The sequence below is a fragment of the Streptococcus sp. Marseille-Q8145 genome, from assembly GCF_965112035.1.
This window is the reverse complement of the sequence record NZ_CBCOPQ010000004.1, coordinates 150,563-170,578: the sequence shown is the minus strand read 5'-3', so window position 1 is coordinate 170,578 and position 20,016 is coordinate 150,563. Positions and strand designations below refer to the sequence as shown.

Genomic DNA, 20,016 nt, shown 5'->3' with positions numbered 1-20,016 from the left:
AAACTGATGAAATCAGCCTAGTAGAGCCCACTCAACCACTGCGGCTTGCTCGAAAATCCAAAGACAATTGAGAGGCTAGGGCTTTTGTCCCAGCCTCATTTTTCTTTACGCATTTTGGTTAGAATTTCCTTAGCTTTTGCCTGATTAAATTGCTTTTCTTTGAGAAGTGCTGCAACAACAGCAGCAACCTCATCTTCCTGAGCACCGGCCAATAAAGCTAGGGATTTAGCTTGGAGCTTCATGTGGCCAGCCTGGATTCCCGTGGTCACCAGTGCTCTTAAAGCCGCAAAATTTTGCGCTAAACCGACAGAAGCGATAATCGAAGCTAATTCTTTGGCTGTCGGTTGCCCCAATAAATCAAAACTGGCGACGACCATTGGATTAAGACCGATGGAGCCTCCCTTAGCCGCAACCGGCATGGGTAGAGTCAACTGGCCATAGAGTTTTCTTTCCTCTAGATTGGCCTCCCAGTTACTCAATCCTTGATAACGGCCATCGCGAGTAGCATAGGCATGGGCCCCTGCTTCAATAGCGCGCCAGTCATTACCTGTCGCCAAAAGAACTGCATCAATTCCGTTGAAAATGCCTTTATTATGCGTGCTGGCCCGATAAGGATCCTGCTTTGCAAATTGACTGGCTAAAGCGATTCTTTGAGCAGTTCGTTCAGCTTCTGCCTTGTCTCGACTGAGTGAGTGGAAATCAATTTCACAAGAGGCTGTTACGAGCGCCTCAGTCGCATAGTTAGACAGGATGGCCATCAAGCTCTGTCCACCTGTTAGCTCCTCTAACCGTTCTTTTAGGGCTTCTAGCATTGTATTAAGGATATTGGCACCCATGGCTTCCTGAGTGTCCACGACAAGGTAGACAACTAGAAAGTCCGTCTCTCCCTCTAGGAAGTCCATTCGTAAATCACGCGCCCCACCTCCTCGCTTGACGATGGAAGGATGGGCTTGATTTGCCAATTCTAATAAAGCTGACTTCTCATTTTGGATTTGCTCTAAGGCTTTAGCTACATCGGGCACATCATAAAGTGCGACCTGCCCAACCATCTGCCGATTATGAATTTTGGTTTTGAAACCGCCGTTGCGCTTAATGATTTTTGCTGCAAAACTAGCAGCAGCAACAACAGAAGGCTCCTCTGTTACAAAGGGTACCTGATAAACCTGCCCATCTATAAGAAAGTCTGGTGCAATCGAATAAGGCAAAGCCAAAACAGAAAGCACATTTTCACTCATTTGATTGGCAGTCTTCAGCGGCAGATGGTATTGATTAGCAAGATTTTGCCAATTCTCAGTCTGGAGTAGCTCATGGGCTTTCAGAAACTCTAGCCGCTCTGCAGGCGTTTTTTTAGAAAATCCGGTCCAATTTATTTTCATGATGATTTCTCAACTTTGATATACTTGCGCTGGTGTTGATCGATTTGAACTAAGGCGTAAACTTGGTCATCGTAGTCAGAAAAAACAGCTGATCCGTTTTCATCCAGCTGAGCCTCTGAAAAGAAAAGCTCTTCATAAGCAGCAACCGTCAGTTCTTGACGTTGATTCAATTGCTCTAAACGATGAGTCGTCAGCTGTTTTTCATAACCTTCTACCAGATTGGCACTAAAAATCTCAGCCACAGCACCACTACCATAACTAAAGAGAGCAATCTTATCACCAGCCTTAAGATTCTCAGAGTTTTCTAAGAGAGACAAGAGCCCCAAGAAGAGGGAGCCTGTATAGATGTTTCCGACCTTTTGGCTATAGAGAATAGACTTGTCAAAGTTTTCTTGCAGGCCTTTTTGCTCCTCCTGAGACAAGCTTTTATCCATAATTTTATTCAGCCCCTTAAGCGCCAATTTTGGATAGGGAAGATGGAAACAAACCGCTGCAAAGTCCCCCAAAGCTAAACCATGACGCTTTTGGTATTCGTTCCAAGTCGTCTTGAGGCAATCTAGGTACTGCTGGGTTGAGTAAACACCATTGACGTAAGGAGTCGTAGAGTAATTTGGGCGCCAGAAATCCATAATATCACGAGTCTGAGCCACATTATCTTCATTGAATTCAAGGATGCGTGGATTTTGACTGATCAACATAGCGACAGCGCCTGCCCCTTGAGTCGGCTCGCCTGGCGTCTCTACCCCGTATTTGGCAATGTCACTAGCGATGACCAAGACCTTGCTTTCTGGATATTGTCTGATATGCAGTTTGGCATAGTCTAGAGCAGCAGTTGCGCCATAGCAGGCCTCTTTAATTTCAAAGCTACGAGCAAAGGGCTGAATGCCTAAAAGACCATGAATAAAGACCGAAGCCGCCTTGCTTTGGTCGATGCTAGACTCTGTTGCGACAATGACCATATCAATGACCTTCTTGTCCTCTACAGTCAAGATTTGATCGGCCGCTGCTGCGCCCAAAGTGACAATATCCTCAGTTAAAGGAGCAATGCTAATCTCCTTCATCAATAATCCCTTGCTGAGCTTGTTGGGATCAATACCCCGCTTCTCAGCTAGATGATCTAATTTTAAAACATAATTGCTAGTCGCAAAACCGATTTGATCGATTCCGATTTTCATCATAAAGACCTCATTCAATTCATTTGATAGCTAATAGTATTCAGACATTATTTTACCATAATTAAGGCTAAAACTCTTTTAAAAACCATTTTTTAAGCCCAAATCCGACTTGAGACGGAGAAAGCTCATCATCAAAAAATGAGAGAAACTTAATTTTCCAATTCAGTTTCCCTCATCAGTCTATTCCAAATTTTGAGCTGGCAAATTTATGGATTTAAGGATAAGCTTCCGCCCATGAATTCCCTGAAATCGCTCTTGTTTTTTCTTTATAAACAGTCCGAAGCAAGTCCTACTTCCGCTTCCTTGCAATCAAGTGAATCGGTGTTCCTTCAAAGACAAAGGCCTTGCGGATTTGATTTTCCAAGAAACGCAGGTAAGAGAAATGCATAAGCTCTTCTTCGTTGACAAAGATGACAAAGGTTGGCGGTTTTGTCGCTACCTGAGTCGCATAAAAAATCTTGAGACGCTTGCCCTTGTCAGTCGGCGTCGGATTAATCGCGATAGCATCCATGATGACATCATTGAGTACCGCTGATGGAATTCGGGTATTCTGACTCTGACTGATTTGCTTAATCATGTCCGGCAGCTTATGGAGACGCTGCTTGGTTAGGGCAGAGACGAAGATAATCGGCGCATAAGACAAGTACTGGAACTGGTCGCGGATATCTTCTTCCCAGTCTTTCATGGTATGGTTGTCTTTTTCCAGCGTATCCCACTTATTGACGACGATGATCATCCCTTTTCCTGCTTCATGGGCAAAGCCAGCGATTCGCTTGTCGTACTCACGAATTCCTTCTTCAGCATTCAGCACCATCAGAACGACATCTGAGCGATCAATCGCCCGCATAGCCCGCATAACAGAGTATTTCTCTGTATTTTCATAGACCTTGCCTGACTTGCGCATACCAGCCGTATCGATCATGGTAAATTCCTGACCTTCACTATCCGTAAAGACCGTATCAATAGCATCGCGCGTGGTACCAGCCACTGGACTGGCAATGACCCGATCCTCACCCAAGATGGCATTGATCAAGCTAGACTTGCCGACATTAGGACGGCCAATCAAGCTAAACTTAATCATATCAGGATTTTCGACGACTTCCTCATGTGGAAGATTTTCAACGATAGCATCTAGAACATCCCCTGTACCAATCCCGTGGACAGAAGATACTGGAAATGGATCGCCCAAGCCCAGTGCATAGAAATCATAGATTTCATTGCGCATTTCGGGATTATCCACCTTATTGACCGCCAAGATAATCGGCTTGTGAGTCTTGTACAGCATGCGAGCCACATACTCGTCCGCATCCGTGATACCTTCCTTGCCAGACACGACAAAAACGATAACATCAGCCTCGTCCATAGCGATCTCCGCTTGGTGCTTGATTTGCTCCATAAAAGGCGCATCAACATCGTCAATTCCACCCGTATCAATGATACTAAACTTACGATTCAGCCAATCTGCCGTCGCATAGATGCGGTCACGAGTAACCCCTTCCACGTCTTCCACAATGGAAATCCGCTCACCCGCAATCCGATTAAATAGCGTTGACTTGCCGACATTGGGACGGCCGACAATGGCAATAGTTGGTAAAGCCATGTTTTTCCTCTTTCATTCTTTAGGACAGAGCTGAGCTCCGCCTTATTTTTCTAATTTCTTTTCTTTGAACAATTGGTCAATTGCTTGATTCGGTTCCTGACCAAATTGGGCTGCCAAACGCTGGCTCCAAGTATCCTGTGCCCGATCACCAGCATACTCAGCCTGTACACGGTCATAAGTCTCAATGACAGAGCTGAGTTGTTCACGGTATTCTTCCTCAAAGACCACCGCTTCATAAGGCAGACGTGGCTTGACAGCATGGTTTTGATTAGGCTTTCCTAAAGCCATGCCGAAAACTGGATAAGTATAGTCTGGCAGATTAAAGAGCTGGGCAATTTTTGAAGCTTCATAGCGAACTAAACCAATAATAACGCCGCCATAACCCAGACTTTCAGCTGCTAAGAGGGTATTTTGCCCCGCCAAAGCAGCATCTACCGAGCTAATAAGAATATTTTCGATTCCTTCAGGGTAAAAATCATCCGTGTGCAATTGAACGCCCTTTTGAGCACGATTGAGGTCGCCAACAAAAAGTAGGAAGGCCGAAGACTGCCGAATGGCTTCTTGGGGAACCAACTCAAAAAGGGCTTCTTTTTTCTCTTTACTGCGCACCACAATGATCGAATAGGACTGGAAATTCTTCCAGCTGGAAGCAGCACGCCCAGCATCGATAATCGCGCGTAGTTCTTCATCTGAAATCTGCTCTTCCGTAAAGCGCCGAACAGACGTATGAGTTTTCATCAAGTTAATTGTTTCATTCATCGACGATTCTCTCCTTCTAGGTGTACTTCTTGAGCTAAAAACTTAATCCGCTCCATAACTCGCTTAGCCTGCCAAGTCTCATCGCCATTCTTAGAGTTGGCAAAGTGACGCTCCAAATCCGCAAAACTAAAGTTAGAAGTGAAGAAAGTTGGCAGATTTTCCTGCATACGGTGCTGGAGGATAACTTGTAAAATCTCATCTCTCATCCATGGGCTAGACTGCTCTGCACCGATATCGTCCAAAATCAGCACTTGAGCTGTCTTGACTTGGTCAATCTTTTCCTTTACCAAGCCAGAACTGATAGCATTCTTAACATCCAAAACAAAGCTCGGATAGTGGAGAAGAGTCGTTGACACACTGCGTTTTTCTGACAAATCATGTGCCAGCGCAGCCATCATGTAGCTCTTACCCACGCCGAAATCTCCGTAGAGATAGACAGCCTTCTGATAATGCGGAAATTCCGCAACAAAACTGGTCAAGAGCTCGAAAGCTTTGTAGCGACCGACATCGTCTAAATCCACTTTGGCCAAACTAGCCTCTTTTAAACTAGCTGGCAGATTGATAAGGTTGAGACGGCTTCTAATCGCTTCCTGTCTCTCCTGCTCAATCAACTCAGGCGTTTCCTCATATGCAACATCCGCATAGCCTTCATTTTTCACTAAAATCGGCTTATAGCCCTTGGCAATATAGTTCTGATCTTCTAGCAAGAAGCGATCTCGTTCGGTAATGTATTGATTGAACTTAGAAATACTCCGCTGAATTTCGGTTGGAGACAGTTGTTCTCGACTGATAAAGGCAGCGATATCTGGATCTGCTAAAATCTGCTGGACTAATTTTTGATAATCAAACTGCTTCACCTTATTCATATGAGGCATCGCCTGTCCTATTTTTTCCATTTAATCGCCTCCTTCTTCCAGTCTCGCTAAAAGTCTTCTTTTTTGTTCTTCTAGTTCCGCTTGTTTTTCTAAGCTAGTTTCATTTTTGTAATCTGGCTGACTCCAGTTCGGCACATTGCTTTTAGCAGAAGCTGGGCTGACTTGCGCAGGACGAGTATTCGTCTGCTGGTTGCGCTCACGGATTTTCAGGACTGCCTCTTCAGCCGAGGCCACCTTTTGATAAGAAAAGTCATTGGCCACCTTGAGGACATACTTCTCATTGAGATTGGCCGAATCCACCTTATTAAAAGTCAGTAGCAGGATGATATTGATAACTTCATCCAAAAGCCCCATCTCTGCCAAATCCTGAATCAACTTCCGTTCACTACGCGTAATGGCCGCTTGACGGGTTTTCTTGATCTCGGCCAAAAAGAGCAAGGGCTGCTTGCTTTTGGCCTCACGAATAATAGACTGCTCTTGCTGAGAAAAATCTCCCGAAACTGGTTTTTGCTGAATCTTTTGCTGCATCCGTTTCGTCGAAATCACATGTGACACAGCCGTTTCACGCGCTAAGACATAAGTCTCGTACCAAGTCCATTTCTTCTGCTCCGCAATCGCAAACAAGTCCAAGAGATCCGATTTTTCATCCGCAAAACGCAAGCCATCCTGGGCCATTCTCTGTTTAAAATGCGTCAAGTCAAAATCATTCTGGCGACTAGTTCTCGTCGGACTGATGTCATCCATGCCATAAATTTGGCTAAAAGATGGACTGATCTTTTGCCCAGCTGGATTTTCCGGTCGTAGCTTATCTACCGCCGCCTGACCAATCTTTTTCTCCAAAAGACTACTGTACACATGATGAGCAAAGAAGTCCTCAGCTGACAAGGTTGGATAAAGTCGGATGAAAAATCCCGTTTCCGTCTGGAAAAGCTCTAGCAAGCCAATAGCTGATAGGCGCTCCAAGCTCCTCTCCAACACTTCCATACCAAAATCAAGATGATTTAAAATATGGCTGAAAAGTCGCTGCTGAGCTCCGTTATCCCAAAAAGAAACCAGATAAAGATAAAGCGCGACTGCATCCTTGCCCACAATAGGTAGATAATAACGGGTCAGCCCGCTCATATCCTGACTGACCTGGTTATTAGACAAGAAAGAAAAATGATCATTTGGTTTCATAAGCCCTTATTTTTCCTTTTTCTTCTTAGAACCCTTGGTAATCTGCTTCAAAAGGCTTTCCAACTCGCCAACATCTTTGAAACTCCGATAAACACTGGCAAAACGGACATAGGTAATTTCATCCAGCTCGGCCAGCTCATCCATGACCAGAGAGCCAATATATTCGCTAGCAATTTCATTTTCGCTCTGACTGCGAAGTTTTTGCTCAATCCGATTGACCAATTCTTCGATCTCGTCACTTGATACCGGACGCTTCTGAGCGGAGCGGATGATTCCGTTAAATATCTTATCCCGAGAAAACTGCTCACGCGTTCCATCTTTTTTGACAACGACTAGGGTTCTTTCTTCCACGCGCTCATAAGTTGTAAAACGATGCTGGCATTCCTCGCATTCACGGCGACGACGGATTGTATTTCCGTCTTCTGCCTGCCGGCTGTCAACCACACTTGATTTGCTTCCGCCACATTTGGGACAACGCATGTCATTTCCTCCTAGAATCTTAATACTTCATTATACCATGTTTTGACCAATAACAAAAGACGAGAGATTTCTCTCCCATAAAAAAACTAAAGCTGGCAAAGCAGCTTTAGCAAGAAAATCTTCTTTCAAAAATCTAGCAAATGGAAACTCAGCCCTTCTTATCAAAATACTTTTTGGTCTCAGCAATAATAACCGGAGATAAGGCCAAAAGAGCAATCAGATTTGGCAAGGCCATCAAGGCATTGACAATATCGGCAATGACCCAAACTGCTTCTAGCTCAATAAAGCCACCTAAGAGCACCATAGCGACAAAGATGATTCGGTACAAGCGAATATATTTAACACCAAACAGGAACTCAAAGCAACGTTCACCGTAATAGTTCCAGCCTAAAATAGTGGTAAAAGCAAACAGAACTAGAAAAACGGATAGAAGGATTGGACCAAAATTAGCAAAAACACTCGCAAAGGCTGCCTGAGTCAAGGACACGCCGTTAAGATTGCCATCCCAGACCCCTGTGATTAAAATCGTCAATCCTGTCAAACTACAGATAATCAAGGTATCGATAAAGGTTCCGGTCATGGAAATCAAGCCTTGTTCTACCGGTTCCTTAGTCCGAGCTGCCGCCGCTGCAATAGGTGCAGACCCCAAACCAGATTCATTGGAGAATACCCCGCGCGCAACCCCATTTTGAATCGCCATCTGGATGGTTGCACCAGCAAAGCCACCGACAGCAGCCGTCTGACTAAATGCAGAACTAAAGACTAGCTGGAGAGTTGGCAGCAGACGATCTAGATTGACTGCTAACACAGTCACAGTCCCCAAGATATAAATAGCTGCCATAAAAGGCACAACCTTGGTTGACACTCGAGCAATCGACTGGATGCCACTAAAAATAACTAGAGCTACTAAAATAGCCAAAATTGAGGCTGTCACAGCTGGAGGCAACTGAATGGTATTCTGCATAGCTTCTGTAATGGAATTCACCTGTGTGAAGGTTCCAATCCCTAAAAGAGCTACCAAGACACCCGCTACAGCAAAGAAGATAGCCAGTGGACGCCATTTTTCGCCCATCCCCAGTAAGATATAATGCATAGGACCACCAGCAACGGCTCCGTGAGCATCCTTGGAACGATACTTGATTGCTAATAAACCTTCGGCATACTTGGTTGCCATTCCAAAGAAAGCTGCTAGCCACATCCAAAATAAGGCGCCTGGTCCACCAACTTTTATGGCAGTCGCTACACCGATAATATTCCCCGTTCCAACCGTGGCCGCCAAAGCTGTACAAAGAGCAGCAAAGCTTGACACGTCTCCATGATGATCCTCGCCGGAAACAAAAATTAAGCGAAAGGCGCGAGAAAGGCGCGAAATCTGTAGCAACCTCAGACGAAGTGTCAGATAAAGCCCCGTTCCAACTAATAAAATCAAGAGGGGAGGTCCCCAGACCAGAGAATCAATTTGATTCAGCAATTTCAACATAAATCTTCTGCTCCTTTTCCACACCGAGAAAAAGAAAAGTACATGTTTACACATGTACTCTGGATGCCTGAGAATGACCCTTTCCTGTCCTTCCCTTGCTCTGTCCTTTTACCTGAGAGTTTGAGCAGTTGCCTGCCTTGCCCCTTCGGTGCCAATCATGGTCTCTCCAGAGTTCCGTCCATTTCACAGTCATAAGGCTCAAACACTTATTTCTGAAAAACTTCATTCGGTGTTTATTCTAAATTTTCTATTATTTTAAAATAATATTCGGTTTTTGTCAATGTTTTATGAAAAATTTTGAATATTCTATTGACCCCAAAAGGTTAGATAGATAATTTATTCAAAGGTGAGATGATAGTAACTCATAGAAACTCCTTGGTTACCTGTTGATGTAGTTATTTATGGTTTACACTGCTTGAAGTTCTGTAAGTTTTTATTGCACTATATTTTACAATTTTCCATTTCTTAAAGTATGAATAACATTCTTCCAATAGTTAGTCAAGAGAAAACTTAGAAAGTTCTGCTAGTTCAGCACTGATTTCTTATTTAACTTGTAGTCAATGAAAAAGAATGGGGCGTTCTAAAAATCCCTTCTCACCACCTCAAAGACTAGGCATAAGGCTGTAATTCCGGATTAATTGGTGTGTTGGCCAGATTATTGGCATAATTGCAGAGGGTCGCAAGGCTGACACCTAGAACTACATCCAGAGCATTCTCATGTGTATAGCCCGCTTCTAGGAAGTCTGACAAAGCCTCATCTCCGACCCGTCCCTTGGTATTGATAACAGCAATGGTAAATTTAGCAAGTGTATCTAACTTCGGATCTGTATCAATCGGAGTACGATTGCGCAGAGCCTCCAAAAGATCATCATTCATTTGAATCTGCTTGATTGAAAAGGCTGTATGACCCGCTACACAGAAAGCACAGCCATTAGTAACTGCAGCCGTAATCTGCACTACCTCGCGCTCAGTCGGTGTCAGGCTGTTACGGCGATTGATAGCTCCAACCGTCCGATAAGTTTCCAAAGCCGTTGGCGCATTGGCCAAAAGACCGATAAGATTGGGAATGTAGCCACCGTTATCTTTTTGAACCGTTTCTAAAACCTCTTTCACCTCAGCTGGTGCGGACTCAATCGTATGGATAGTAAATTCTGACATATGAAACCTCATTTCTTTTGATTAGCAACTATCTTAACATAGGTCTGACAGCTTGTATAATATATATTTTATATGGCCTCTATAAAGAGAATATATTGCCACATGTCAAACCAAAATATATTACCACCTTAACTGCCTCCACACTTCTCTCAAGCAAGAAAAAGAAGCCCTGAGGCTTCTGACTAATATTTTCTAAAACGTTGATAGCGATCTTCCAAAAGTTGCTCGAGAGAAAGTTTGGAAAGTTCCGCTAGTTCAGTACTGATCTCTTGCTTGACTGCAGCTAAGAGCTCATTTTTATTAAAGCCACGTTCAGGGATGACCTTATCAACGACACCCATCTGCAAAAGCTCATGCGAGGTGATTTTCATCATCTCCGCCGCCTCCATTGCTCGGCTGCCATCCTTCCATAAAATCGAGGCAAAGCCTTCTGGACTGAGAATGGCATACATAGAGTTTTCCAGCATCCAGACCTTATCAGCAACTGCTAAGGCCAGTGCCCCGCCAGAGCCACCCTCGCCGATGATAATGGCAATAATGGGCACTTTCAAATCACTCATTTCCATGAGATTACGGGCAATGGCTTCACCCTGTCCGCGCTCCTCAGCACCGACACCAGGATAGGCACCAGCCGTATTGATAAAGGTCACGACTGGACGGCCAAATTTCTCAGCCTGCTTCATGAGACGTAGAGCCTTGCGATAGCCTTCAGGATGAGGTTGACCAAAGTTCCGTCGCAAATTATCCTGCAAATTGCGACCTTTTTGAATACCGACCACTGTGACAGGCTGACCATTTAAGGTTCCGATACCGCCAATGACAGCACCATCATCACGAAAACCACGATCTCCGTGCAATTCCACGAAATCATCAAAAATGCCTTGGGCAAAATCCAGAGCCGTCAAACGGGACTGATCACGCGCTGCTTTGATAATCTGACTGATTTTTGTCATTGGTCACCTCCATGAAATCTCAAGAGAGTAGCAATCCGATCCCGCAATTCACTACGCTTGACTATCGCATCAACAAAGCCATGCTCCAGCAAGAACTCTGCCTTTTGGAAGTCATCTGGCAATTTTTCCCGTACAGTAGACTCAATAACCCGACGACCGGCAAAGCCTACCAAAGCCTGCGCTTCTGCCAAGATAATATCCCCTTCCATAGCAAAAGAGGCTGTGACACCGCCTGTCGTCGGATCTGTCAAAACGGTCAGGTAAAAAAGACCAGCCTTTGAATGACGTTGCACAGCAGCAGAAGTTTTGGCCATCTGCATCAGGCTCATGATACCTTCCTGCATACGAGCACCACCAGAAGCCGTAAAGAGGACGACTGGCAGCTTATGCTCTGTCGCATACTCAAAAAGGCGGGTAATCTTCTCACCGACAACCGTCCCCATCGAAGCCATGATAAAGTTGGAATCCATGATCCCAAGGGCTAATTTTTGACCTTTTATCATAGCAGTTCCTGTCAAAACTGCCTCATCTAGACCAGTCTTTTCCCGCATCTTTGCCAGTTTTTCTTGATAATTTGGAAAATGTAAGGGATCTGTCGTCTCAATACCGGTGAACAATTCCTCAAAACTTCCTTCATCCACCGTCAAGCTCAGGCGTTCAAAAGCTGAAATCCGAAAAGTGTAGCCACAGCTTGGACAGACACGCTCTGCCCCCAAATCTTTTTGATAAATAATATGCTTACAACCAGGGCACTTGGAAAAAAGCTCATCTGGAACTTCTGGCTTTGGCTGAGGCAAGGCACGAGAGGAACGATTAGGATTGATTCGAATATATTTATCCTTTTTTGAAAACAAAGGCATTGCTTACTCCTTCATTAAATTTTAGAGTGATTCTGCTTCTTTCAAACAAAATCACTCCTTGTCATCTATTTTTTCTCTTGATAAGCTGGAAGGAACTTCTCCATGAGAAAGGCTGTATCATAATCACCAGCAATCACATTAGGATCTGAAATCAAATCCAGTTGGAAACTGCTATTGGTCACGACACCGTCGATTTCTAGCTCATAGAGAGCCCGCTGCATCTTCATCAGGGCATCAAAGCGATTTTCCCCGTGAACGATGATTTTGGCAATCATGCTGTCATAGTAAGGAGGAATGGTGTAGCCAGGATAGACCGCCGAATCCACGCGTAATCCCACTCCGCCACTTGGCAGATAAAGATTGGAAATTTTTCCTGGGCTCGGTGCAAAGTTAAAGGCTGGATTTTCAGCATTGATCCGACATTCAATCGCATGACCGCGGATTTCAACATCTTCTTGACTGAAGGATAGCTCTTGACCATCCGCAATCTTAATCTGCTCTTTAACAATATCCACACCAGTAACAAACTCAGTCACTGGGTGCTCAACCTGCACCCGAGTATTCATCTCCATAAAGTAGAATTCACCCTTGGCTTCATCCAGCAGAAACTCAATCGTCCCAGCATTTTCATAGCCGACAGACTCAGCTGCTCGAACAGCCGCTTCCCCAATCTGCTGGCGTAGGGTTTTCCCAATTGCCACAGATGGACTTTCTTCCAGTACCTTCTGATTATTCCGCTGCAAAGAGCAATCCCGCTCGCCCAAGTGGACCACATGCCCCTGCTGATCTGCTAAAATCTGGACTTCAATATGGCGCGCTGGATAGATGACGCGCTCCATATACATAGCACCATTACCAAAGGCTGCTTTGGCTTCGCTAGATGCAGACTCAAAGGCCGCTACTAAATCCTCAGCCTTTTCAACCTTACGAATACCCTTTCCGCCGCCGCCAGCAGAAGCTTTGAGCATGACTGGATAGCCAATCTTTTCGGCCACTTCCAAGGCTTCTTCAGAGGTATGGACTTCCCCGTCAGAACCTGGGATAACCGGCACTTTTGCCTTAATCATCTGAGCCCGAGCATTAATCTTGTCCCCCATCAAGTCCATAACAGCACCTGAAGGTCCAATAAACTTAATGCCGACTTCTTCGCACATAGTCGCAAATTTAGAGTTTTCACTCAAAAAACCAAAACCAGGGTGAATGGCTTCTGCACCTGTCAGAACAGCAGCAGATAAGACGGCATTCATGTTCAGATAAGAATCCGTAGACTTGGCTGGCCCGATGCAGACTGCCTCATCAGCCAGTAGGGTATGGAGCGCTTCCTTATCAGCTGTTGAATAAACAGCGACTGTATCAATTCCCAGCTCGCGAGCTGCACGAATAATTCTGACCGCAATTTCCCCACGGTTAGCAATTAAAATTTTACGAAACATGGTGAAATCTCCTCTTTCTTATTGACCAATCGCAAAGGTCAAGGTTCCGCTGGCTGCAAGTTTGCCATCAACTTCGGCCTTGGCCTCCACCACTGCAATGGTTCCGCGGCGCTTGACAAACTTAGCCGTCATAATCAGCTGGTCACCTGGCACAACTTGCTTCTTGAACTTGACCTTGTCCATGCCAGCATAGAAGACCAGCTTGCCCTTGTTTTCTTCTTTAGACAATTCCAGCACACCAGCTGTTTGAGCCAGTGCTTCCATGATCAAGACACCCGGCATAACTGGATACTGAGGGAAATGTCCGTTAAAGAATGGCTCGTTGATCGTCACATTTTTCAAAGCGACAATCTCATCTTCGCTGACTTCCAATACACGGTCCACCAACAACATAGGATAGCGGTGCGGAAGCGCCTCTTTTATTGCATTGATATCAATCATTTGATGCGTACCAGCCCTTTCCCAAACTCAACCATTTCTTCATTCTGAACCAGAATTTCTGTAATCAGACCATCTTTCGGTGCTGGCACTTCATTCATGACCTTCATAGCTTCAATAATCATCAGGGTTTGACCTTTTTTAACTTGGTCTCCTACACTGACAAAAGCTGGTTTATCTGGACCTGCTGCTAAGTAAGCCACGCCAACCAAGGGACTTTCCACGACATCACCCTCAGCAGCTGGTGCCGGAGCCTCTGGAGCCACCTCAGGTGCTGTAGTTGGAGCTGCTTGGGAAACTGTCTCAGATACAGGTGCACTTGCTGGCTGCACAGGAGCTACAACAGGAGCTGCACTGACTGATGGAGTTGCTGCGACTGCGGCAGAACTTTCATTCTTGCTGAAAGTCAATTCATCACTTTGATTTTTATAAGAAAATTCACGCAGGCTTGATTGGTCAAACTGAGCCATCAAGTCTTTAATTTCATTGATATTCATCTAGCCCTCCCAACGCTTGAATGCCAGAACAGCATTGTGACCGCCAAAACCAAATGTATTGGAAATCGCATAAGGAATTTCCTGCTCTAAGCCTTGTCCATAAACGACGTTCGCTTCAATATAATCTGACAATTCACTTGTTCCGGCTGTTTTTGGTACAAAATTATGGCGCATTGCTTCGATTGTAGCGATTGCTTCTACCGCTCCTGCAGCCCCAAGCAAGTGTCCTGTGAATGACTTGGTTGAAGATACAGGGACTTCTTTACCAAGAACAGCTACGATCGCTCCACTTTCTCCTTTTTCATTAGCAGGAGTTGAAGTTCCGTGAGCATTGACATAAGCCACTTGCTCTGGAGAAATTTCTGCTTCTTCCAAAGCCAATTTCATGGCCTTGATGGCACCTTGACCTTCTGGATGAGGTGAAGTCATATGATAAGCATCACAAGTATTTCCATAACCAACTACTTCAGCCAAGATAGTCGCTCCACGTTTTTCAGCGTGTTCCAGACTTTCAAGAACCAACATACCAGATCCTTCTCCCATGACAAAGCCGTTACGATCTTTGTCAAATGGAATAGAAGCACGAGTTGGATCTTCTGTCGTAGAAAGAGCGGTCAGGGCTTGGAAACCAGCAATGGCAAATGGAGTGATAGAAGCTTCTGAGCCACCAACTAACATGACATCTTGGAAGCCAAACTTGATAGAGCGGAAAGCATCTCCAATCGCATCATTTGATGAGGCACAGGCTGTATTGATTGATTTACAGATACCGTTTGCTCCGAAACGCATCGCAACATTACCTGAAGCCATATTTGGCAAGGCTTTTGGAAGTGTCATTGGTTTAACACGTTTTGGACCTTTTTCATGCAAACGGATAACTTGATCTTCGATTTCCTTGATACCACCGATACCAGAAGCCACGATGACACCAAAGCGATCTTTGTCAATTGCTTCTACATCAAGATTCGCATTTGTTACCGCTTCTTGAGCTGCATATAAGGCATACAGAGAATAATTGTCAAAACGATTGGTATCTTTCTTGATAAAGTATTTATCAAATGGAAAGTCTTGGACTTCAGCCGCATTATGAACAGCAAAATCGCTGTGATCAAACTTGGTGATGGGACCAATCCCAATCTTACCTTCTTTTAAACTATTCCAAAATTCTTCTGGAGTATTTCCGATGGGAGAGGTTAAGCCATAACCTGTTACAACAACTCGATTTAGTTTCATAGTGAACTCCTTTATGATAATTGGTAAACTGTCAAATCCAAATGCATGCAATTACTGCATGGTCAGCCCGCCATCAATCGCGATGACCTGACCAGTAAGGTATTCCTGACCTGCTAAGAATAGGGCAACATCCGCTACTTCTTCGGTATTGCCGAACCGTTTCATTGGGATTTGAGCCAGAGAAGCTTCTTTGATTTTTTCAGAAAGCCCGTCTGTCATATCCGATTCGATAAAGCCTGGGGCAATCACATTGACACGGATATTGCGCCCAGCTACCTCACGAGCAACCGACTTAGAAAATCCAATCAAGCCAGCTTTAGAAGCTGCATAGTTGGCCTGGCCGACATTACCAGTCAAGCCGACAACACTTGATAGGTTGATAATTGCTCCTTGGCGAGCCTTGGTCATTGGTTTCAAGACGGCTTGCGTCATATTAAAGGCTCCAGTCAGATTGACCTTCAGCACTTGCTCGAAGTCTTCCTCTGTCATCTTGAGCATAATCTTATCGCGGGTAATTCCAGCATTGTTGACCAAGACATCTACAGATCCCAAAGCCACAATCGCCTCATCGATCATTCGCTTAGCATCAGTACCATCAGACACATCGCCTAAAATAGCCACGACCTTGACCGGATAGCCAGCAAACTCAGACAAAACTTCGTCTGAAATTTGACCACGACCGTTCAAGACAATATTGGCACCTGCACTTGCAAACTTATGGGCAATAGCCAGACCAATCCCACGGCTAGAGCCAGTAATAAAAACATTTTTATTCTTTAATTCCATTGGTATTCCCCATTATTTTTCCAGTAGGGCTGTTAAAGTCTCCACACTTTCAACATGATAAACAACTGCTGATTTATCAATTTTTTTCAGAAAGCCAGACAATACTTTCCCTGGACCAATCTCGACAAACTCTGTCACACCTGCTTCCTGCATTTTAGCGATACTATCGTAGAAACGAACCGGTTCCATGACCTGACGAGTTAACAATTCCTTAATTCTGCCAGTTTCCATGATATCCGCCTCTGTATTGCCCACTAGCGGAAGCTGAAAATCAGCAAATTCTGTTTCAGCCAAAACCTGAGCTAATTGCTCACTGGCTGGTTTCAAGAGTGCTGTATGGAAAGGACCCGAAACATTCAGCGGAATCAAGCGTTTCACACCTGCTTCCTTGAGGAGTTCTACCGCCTTGTCCACCGCTGCCACATCTCCCCCAATGACGATTTGACCTGGAGTGTTGTAATTGGCAGGAGAGACGACTCCTAGCTGACTAGCCGTCTGGCAGGCTTCCTCAATAAGAGCCACTTCCGCATTTAGGACTGCAACCATCTTTCCAGAACCAGCAGGAGCCGCTTCCTCCATGAAAGCTCCACGTTTTGCGACTAGAGCTACCGCTGTTTTGAAGTCCAGCGCGCCAGCAGCTACCAAGGCAGAGTATTCACCTAGAGAGAGGCCAGCCACCATATCAGGACGGATTCCTTTTTCTGCCAACAGGCGATAAATAGCAAGAGAAGTTGTCAAAATTGCTGGTTGAGTATAGCGAGTTTGGTTGAGTTTTTCTTCATCTTGGTCAATCAATGCCCGAACATCATAGCCCAGAACTTGACTCGCTTCCTCAAAAGTTGCCTTAACCACATCATACTGCTCATAGAGGTCACGAGCCATTCCCAGATATTGGGCTCCCTGACCAGCAAATAGAAAGGCTGTCTTAGTCATTTCTAGTTACTCCTGCCCAACGTTTTGCTTCTTGCTGAATCTTCTCAGCAGCACCATAATAGATATCCTTGAGGATTTCTTCGACCGTTTCTTCCTTGCTGACCAAGCCGGCAATCTGACCAGACATGACGGAACCATTTTCCACATCGCCACGGACAACTGCATTAGCCAAGGCACCAGCACCCAGATTTTCAAAAACAGTCAAGTCTGGATTTTCTTGCTTGAAGGCTTCTTTTTCAGCCTTTTCAAAATCGCGAGTCAGCTTATTCTTGAGCGCACGAACCGCATGACCGAAGTGCTGAGCAGAAATTGTCGTATCGATATCACGAGCTTTCAAAATCATATCTTTATAATTTTGATGGGCATTAGATTCCTTAGCTACAACAAAGCGTGTGCCGACCTGAACCGCTTCTGCTCCTAACATAAAGCCAGCCGCAGCACCAGATCCATCCGCAATACCACCAGCCGCAATAACTGGAATGTTAACTGCTTCTACAACCTGACGAACCAGAGTCATGGTTGTTAACTTACCGATGTGACCACCAGCTTCCATTCCTTCAGCAATAACGGCATCTGCTCCGATTTTTTCCATCCGTTTAGCCAAAGCCACACTTGGTACAACAGGAATCACAGTAATACCTGCCTCATGGAAACGAGCCATGTACTTGCTTGGATTGCCCGCACCAGTCGTCACCACTTTTACACCCTCTTCGATCACCAAATCCACGATGTCATCTACAAAAGGCGACAAAAGCATGATGTTGACACCGAAAGGACGATCCGTCAAAGACTTAATCTTATCAATATTGGCTTTCACCACTTCCTTAGGAGCATTTCCGCCACCGATGATCCCAAGACCACCAGCCTTTGAAACAGCACCAGCCAAGTCCCCATCTGCAACCCAGGCCATACCACCTTGGAAAATAGGATATTTAATATCTAATAATTCTGTAATTCGTGTTTGCATAATACCTTCCTCATAATCATTGCTTAAGTAATAGCTTGAGCCCAAACCGCTAGATAGCAGCCTTTTTACTTTGAAATTCAAACTATTACCTAAACAAGAGAGAATATCTTGCGATACTCTCAAATCTTTATTATTTTGTTTTTTCTTCTACGTAGGCAACCAAGTCACCAACTGTTTTCAAGCCTTCTTCAGTTTCGATTTGGATGTCAAATGCATCTTCGATTTCTGAAATTACTTGGAACAAATCCAATGAATCTGCTTCAAGATCATCGAAAGTTGACTCAAGTGTAACTTCTGATGGCTCTTTACCAAGTTCCTCAACGATAATTTCTTGTACTTTTTCAAATACTGCCATGGATAGACTCCTTTAAAAAATATATTTTTTATCTATGTGTTTCCACATGATTAACTAAATTGTAACAATAAGCGTGCCCCATGTCAAACCTCCACCAAAACCTGACAATAAAATAGTCTGATCTCCGTTCAGCTTAATCAAGTCCTGTTGGACACACTCAGATAATAAAATCGGGATGCTAGCTGCACTAGTGTTGCCATATTCCATCATATTAGCAGGTAGTTTTTCCCGAGAAACTCCGAGTTTCTTAGCCATTTTATCTAAAATTCGGATATTGGCCTGATGCAAGAGCAGATAATCAAGCTCCTCCACTGAAAATGGACTCTCTTCAATGGTATTTTTGATAGACTGTGCCACATCACGAATAGCGAAATCAAAGATTGCTCGGCCTTCCATTTTCAAATAGCGGTCATCAACTTGCTTTTCCGAAAACGGAGAGGACAAACCAAGCCCACCACAGGTCAAACTCTGACCTCTCAAGCCATCAGTAAACTGACTTTCAGCCCAAAAATGTTGCTTCTCTGCCGCTTCAAGCAAGACTCCTCCAGCCCCATCACCAAATAAGACTGACGTCGAACGATCCGACCAATCAACGACTTTCGAAAGCGTTTCGCTACCGATGACCAAACCTCTTTGATAGCGACCAGAAGAAATGAACTTTTCTCCAGTTGACAAAGCAAAGATAAAGCCACTGCAAGCCGCCGTCAAGTCAAAAGCAAAAGCCTTGGTAGCTCCAATATTGGCCTGCACTCTAGCTGCAGTTGACGGCATCATAGAATCTGGAGTGATCGTCGCAATAATGATAAAATCAAGCTGATCAGCAGGCAGTTGAGCCTGTTCTAGCAATTGCGCAGCAACCTTTGTAGCTAAATCGCTTGTTGACTCAGCTCGAGATAAATGTCGCTGTTTGATACCTGTTCGACTTGAGATCCATTCATCACTTGTATCCATCATCTTAGCCAGATCATCATTTGTGACAATCTGCTCTGGAGCATAATGAGCTACTTGAGTAATTCTTGCATAGTTCATTATTTCAACTCCTCTAAAAAATTATACAAGTTCTGCAAACCTTTTTGCATTGCATTTTTTTCTTCTGGGGACATTCCTTCCACTACTTGCATGACCATGCGATTGTGGAATCGTTTATGAAGGCGATACAAGAGCCTCCCCTTCTTAGTCAAACTCAGATGAACTACACGACGGTCAATGGATGAACGGCGACGCTCGATATACCCTTTACGCTCCAAGTTATTCAAGCTAGTTGTGACAGTCCCCAAAGTGACTAACAATTCCTTTGAAATATCGCTTGGAGTCGCATTAGGCATGGTACCAATAACATCAATAGTGTGCATTTCTTTAATCGAGACGTCTTTAAATTGACTGCCTCGGAGGCTGGACTCTTCAATAACCAAAACATTATTAAAAATAGATGTTAAATAATCATTGACTAATTGATAATTCAAACCAACACCTCCTTCATAA

Annotated in this window: 21 protein-coding genes and 1 riboswitch; all 21 genes read right to left on the bottom strand. The window is 44.5% G+C overall.

What is annotated here, in order from left to right; genetic code table 11:
- Positions 1–95: 95 nt before the first annotated feature.
- Positions 96–1,376 (bottom strand): hydroxymethylglutaryl-CoA reductase, degradative, encoded by a 1,281-nt coding sequence (locus tag ACWPVL_RS09140; protein ID WP_454388433.1) that lies wholly within the window; start codon positions 1,374–1,376, stop codon positions 96–98.
- The gene (locus ACWPVL_RS09135) at positions 1,373–2,551 is read right to left on the bottom strand and encodes a hydroxymethylglutaryl-CoA synthase (protein ID WP_454388622.1); all 1,179 of its coding nucleotides are present in this window, start codon (positions 2,549–2,551) and stop codon (positions 1,373–1,375) included. The genes ACWPVL_RS09140 and ACWPVL_RS09135 overlap by 4 nt, the downstream gene beginning before the upstream one ends.
- A 289-nt stretch (positions 2,552–2,840) precedes the next feature.
- On the bottom strand, positions 2,841–4,151 hold the full coding sequence (gene der, locus ACWPVL_RS09130) for a ribosome biogenesis GTPase Der (RefSeq protein WP_048765864.1): 1,311 nt from the start codon (positions 4,149–4,151) through the stop codon (positions 2,841–2,843).
- Between the two features lie 42 nt (positions 4,152–4,193).
- Positions 4,194–4,910: an NADPH-dependent oxidoreductase gene (locus tag ACWPVL_RS09125; RefSeq protein ID WP_454388431.1), complete on the bottom strand. Its 717-nt coding sequence runs from the start codon at positions 4,908–4,910 to the stop codon at positions 4,194–4,196.
- Entirely contained in the window at positions 4,907–5,806 is a 900-nt protein-coding gene (dnaI, locus tag ACWPVL_RS09120; RefSeq protein ID WP_454388429.1) for a primosomal protein DnaI, read from the bottom strand. Before dnaI ends, ACWPVL_RS09125 begins: the two co-directional genes overlap by 4 nt.
- Positions 5,807–6,961 carry a DNA helicase gene (locus tag ACWPVL_RS09115; RefSeq protein WP_454388427.1) on the bottom strand — a complete coding sequence of 385 codons (1,155 nt, stop codon included), beginning with the start codon at positions 6,959–6,961 and terminating at the stop codon, positions 5,807–5,809.
- A gap of 6 nt (positions 6,962–6,967) precedes the next feature.
- Positions 6,968–7,441 (bottom strand): transcriptional regulator NrdR, encoded by a 474-nt coding sequence (gene nrdR, locus ACWPVL_RS09110; RefSeq protein ID WP_005591110.1) that lies wholly within the window; start codon positions 7,439–7,441, stop codon positions 6,968–6,970.
- Positions 7,442–7,589: 148 nt separating this feature from the next.
- A complete protein-coding gene (locus ACWPVL_RS09105) occupies positions 7,590–8,921 on the bottom strand; it encodes an alanine/glycine:cation symporter family protein (RefSeq protein WP_454388424.1) in 1,332 nt (443 codons plus the stop codon).
- A gap of 90 nt (positions 8,922–9,011) precedes the next feature.
- Positions 9,012–9,101: riboswitch (glycine riboswitch) on the bottom strand.
- A 429-nt stretch (positions 9,102–9,530) separates the two neighbouring features.
- Positions 9,531–10,079, bottom strand: a complete 549-nt coding sequence (locus ACWPVL_RS09100; RefSeq protein WP_032911848.1) for a carboxymuconolactone decarboxylase family protein — start codon at positions 10,077–10,079, stop codon at positions 9,531–9,533.
- Positions 10,080–10,261: 182 nt separating this feature from the next.
- Positions 10,262–11,032: an acetyl-CoA carboxylase carboxyl transferase subunit alpha gene (locus ACWPVL_RS09095; RefSeq protein ID WP_045500627.1), complete on the bottom strand. Its 771-nt coding sequence runs from the start codon at positions 11,030–11,032 to the stop codon at positions 10,262–10,264.
- Positions 11,029–11,892: an acetyl-CoA carboxylase, carboxyltransferase subunit beta gene (gene accD, locus ACWPVL_RS09090; RefSeq protein ID WP_454388422.1), complete on the bottom strand. Its 864-nt coding sequence runs from the start codon at positions 11,890–11,892 to the stop codon at positions 11,029–11,031. The genes ACWPVL_RS09095 and accD overlap by 4 nt, the downstream gene beginning before the upstream one ends.
- 65 nt (positions 11,893–11,957) lie before the next feature.
- Complete coding sequence (locus ACWPVL_RS09085) at positions 11,958–13,325, bottom strand: acetyl-CoA carboxylase biotin carboxylase subunit (RefSeq protein WP_061908780.1); 1,368 nt, start codon at positions 13,323–13,325, stop codon at positions 11,958–11,960.
- Between the two features lie 18 nt (positions 13,326–13,343).
- Positions 13,344–13,766 carry a 3-hydroxyacyl-ACP dehydratase FabZ gene (gene fabZ, locus ACWPVL_RS09080; protein WP_008809611.1) on the bottom strand — a complete coding sequence of 141 codons (423 nt, stop codon included), beginning with the start codon at positions 13,764–13,766 and terminating at the stop codon, positions 13,344–13,346.
- Positions 13,763–14,260: an acetyl-CoA carboxylase biotin carboxyl carrier protein gene (gene accB / locus ACWPVL_RS09075; protein WP_454388419.1), complete on the bottom strand. Its 498-nt coding sequence runs from the start codon at positions 14,258–14,260 to the stop codon at positions 13,763–13,765. Before accB ends, fabZ begins: the two co-directional genes overlap by 4 nt.
- A complete protein-coding gene (gene fabF, locus ACWPVL_RS09070; protein ID WP_454388417.1) occupies positions 14,261–15,493 on the bottom strand; it encodes a beta-ketoacyl-ACP synthase II in 1,233 nt (410 codons plus the stop codon). It lies immediately after the preceding gene.
- A 51-nt stretch (positions 15,494–15,544) separates the two neighbouring features.
- The gene (gene fabG / locus ACWPVL_RS09065) at positions 15,545–16,279 is read right to left on the bottom strand and encodes a 3-oxoacyl-[acyl-carrier-protein] reductase (protein ID WP_454388415.1); all 735 of its coding nucleotides are present in this window, start codon (positions 16,277–16,279) and stop codon (positions 15,545–15,547) included.
- Between the two features lie 12 nt (positions 16,280–16,291).
- Positions 16,292–17,212 carry an ACP S-malonyltransferase gene (gene fabD / locus ACWPVL_RS09060; protein WP_454388413.1) on the bottom strand — a complete coding sequence of 307 codons (921 nt, stop codon included), beginning with the start codon at positions 17,210–17,212 and terminating at the stop codon, positions 16,292–16,294.
- Positions 17,205–18,179 (bottom strand): enoyl-[acyl-carrier-protein] reductase FabK, encoded by a 975-nt coding sequence (gene fabK, locus ACWPVL_RS09055; RefSeq protein WP_005591707.1) that lies wholly within the window; start codon positions 18,177–18,179, stop codon positions 17,205–17,207. The genes fabD and fabK overlap by 8 nt, the downstream gene beginning before the upstream one ends.
- A 130-nt stretch (positions 18,180–18,309) precedes the next feature.
- The gene (locus ACWPVL_RS09050) at positions 18,310–18,534 is read right to left on the bottom strand and encodes an acyl carrier protein (RefSeq protein WP_005591706.1); all 225 of its coding nucleotides are present in this window, start codon (positions 18,532–18,534) and stop codon (positions 18,310–18,312) included.
- A 54-nt stretch (positions 18,535–18,588) separates the two neighbouring features.
- On the bottom strand, positions 18,589–19,563 hold the full coding sequence (locus tag ACWPVL_RS09045; protein ID WP_454388410.1) for a beta-ketoacyl-ACP synthase III: 975 nt from the start codon (positions 19,561–19,563) through the stop codon (positions 18,589–18,591).
- The gene (fabT, locus tag ACWPVL_RS09040) at positions 19,563–19,997 is read right to left on the bottom strand and encodes a fatty acid biosynthesis transcriptional regulator FabT (protein ID WP_005591704.1); all 435 of its coding nucleotides are present in this window, start codon (positions 19,995–19,997) and stop codon (positions 19,563–19,565) included. The genes ACWPVL_RS09045 and fabT overlap by 1 nt, the downstream gene beginning before the upstream one ends.
- Between the last annotated feature and the right edge of the window lie 19 nt (positions 19,998–20,016).

What these genes read in the sequence shown, in the direction of transcription:
- ACWPVL_RS09140 (WP_454388433.1), bottom strand. Translation starts at nt 1,376, where the DNA reads ATGAAAATAAATTGGACCGGATTTTCTAAAAAAACGCCTGCAGAGCGG.
- ACWPVL_RS09135 (WP_454388622.1), bottom strand. Translation starts at nt 2,551, where the DNA reads ATGAAAATCGGAATCGATCAAATCGGTTTTGCGACTAGCAATTATGTT.
- der (WP_048765864.1), bottom strand. Translation starts at nt 4,151, where the DNA reads ATGGCTTTACCAACTATTGCCATTGTCGGCCGTCCCAATGTCGGCAAG.
- ACWPVL_RS09125 (WP_454388431.1), bottom strand. Translation starts at nt 4,910, where the DNA reads ATGAATGAAACAATTAACTTGATGAAAACTCATACGTCTGTTCGGCGC.
- dnaI (WP_454388429.1), bottom strand. Translation starts at nt 5,806, where the DNA reads ATGGAAAAAATAGGACAGGCGATGCCTCATATGAATAAGGTGAAGCAG.
- ACWPVL_RS09115 (WP_454388427.1), bottom strand. Translation starts at nt 6,961, where the DNA reads ATGAAACCAAATGATCATTTTTCTTTCTTGTCTAATAACCAGGTCAGT.
- nrdR (WP_005591110.1), bottom strand. Translation starts at nt 7,441, where the DNA reads ATGCGTTGTCCCAAATGTGGCGGAAGCAAATCAAGTGTGGTTGACAGC.
- ACWPVL_RS09105 (WP_454388424.1), bottom strand. Translation starts at nt 8,921, where the DNA reads ATGTTGAAATTGCTGAATCAAATTGATTCTCTGGTCTGGGGACCTCCC.
- ACWPVL_RS09100 (WP_032911848.1), bottom strand. Translation starts at nt 10,079, where the DNA reads ATGTCAGAATTTACTATCCATACGATTGAGTCCGCACCAGCTGAGGTG.
- ACWPVL_RS09095 (WP_045500627.1), bottom strand. Translation starts at nt 11,032, where the DNA reads ATGACAAAAATCAGTCAGATTATCAAAGCAGCGCGTGATCAGTCCCGT.
- accD (WP_454388422.1), bottom strand. Translation starts at nt 11,892, where the DNA reads ATGCCTTTGTTTTCAAAAAAGGATAAATATATTCGAATCAATCCTAAT.
- ACWPVL_RS09085 (WP_061908780.1), bottom strand. Translation starts at nt 13,325, where the DNA reads ATGTTTCGTAAAATTTTAATTGCTAACCGTGGGGAAATTGCGGTCAGA.
- fabZ (WP_008809611.1), bottom strand. Translation starts at nt 13,766, where the DNA reads ATGATTGATATCAATGCAATAAAAGAGGCGCTTCCGCACCGCTATCCT.
- accB (WP_454388419.1), bottom strand. Translation starts at nt 14,260, where the DNA reads ATGAATATCAATGAAATTAAAGACTTGATGGCTCAGTTTGACCAATCA.
- fabF (WP_454388417.1), bottom strand. Translation starts at nt 15,493, where the DNA reads ATGAAACTAAATCGAGTTGTTGTAACAGGTTATGGCTTAACCTCTCCC.
- fabG (WP_454388415.1), bottom strand. Translation starts at nt 16,279, where the DNA reads ATGGAATTAAAGAATAAAAATGTTTTTATTACTGGCTCTAGCCGTGGG.
- fabD (WP_454388413.1), bottom strand. Translation starts at nt 17,212, where the DNA reads ATGACTAAGACAGCCTTTCTATTTGCTGGTCAGGGAGCCCAATATCTG.
- fabK (WP_005591707.1), bottom strand. Translation starts at nt 18,179, where the DNA reads ATGCAAACACGAATTACAGAATTATTAGATATTAAATATCCTATTTTC.
- ACWPVL_RS09050 (WP_005591706.1), bottom strand. Translation starts at nt 18,534, where the DNA reads ATGGCAGTATTTGAAAAAGTACAAGAAATTATCGTTGAGGAACTTGGT.
- ACWPVL_RS09045 (WP_454388410.1), bottom strand. Translation starts at nt 19,563, where the DNA reads ATGAACTATGCAAGAATTACTCAAGTAGCTCATTATGCTCCAGAGCAG.